This is a genomic window from Roseomonas sp. USHLN139, from assembly GCF_037145735.1.
In the GTDB taxonomy this organism is placed as follows: domain Bacteria; phylum Pseudomonadota; class Alphaproteobacteria; order Acetobacterales; family Acetobacteraceae; genus Pseudoroseomonas.
The window spans coordinates 1-467 of record NZ_JBBCWY010000034.1 but is presented as its reverse complement, the minus strand read 5'-3'; the positions used below and the strand labels follow the sequence as shown (position 1 = coordinate 467).

Genomic DNA, 467 nt, shown 5'->3' with positions numbered 1-467 from the left:
GCCTTCAGGCCGACGATCTCGACTTCCTCACCGACCTTGACGATGCCGCGCTCGACGCGGCCGGTCACCACGGTGCCGCGGCCCGAGATCGAGAACACGTCCTCGATCGGCATCAGGAACGGCAGGTCCTTCGGACGCTCCGGCTGCGGGATGTAGCTGTCGACCGCTTCCATCAGCGCCAGGATCGCCTGCTCGCCCAGCTCCGGGTTCTTGTCTTCCAGCGCCATCAGGGCCGAGCCCTTGACGATGGGGATGTCGTCGCCCGGGAACTGGTAGGAGCTCAGCAGCTCGCGCACTTCCATCTCGACCAGCTCGAGCAGGTCGGGATCGGCCATGTCGCACTTGTTCAGGAACACCACCAGCGCCGGCACGCCGACCTGGCGGGCCAGCAGGATGTGCTCGCGGGTCTGCGGCATCGGGCCGTCGGCGGCGGACACGACCAGGATCGCGCCGTCCATCTGCGCGGC

General features: G+C 68.1%; 1 protein-coding gene. It reads right to left on the bottom strand.

Annotation, left to right across the window (positions count from 1 at the left end; genetic code table 11):
• On the bottom strand, positions 1–467 hold a 467-nt coding region (locus tag WFI16_RS26905; RefSeq protein WP_419900921.1), incomplete at both ends, for a GTP-binding protein.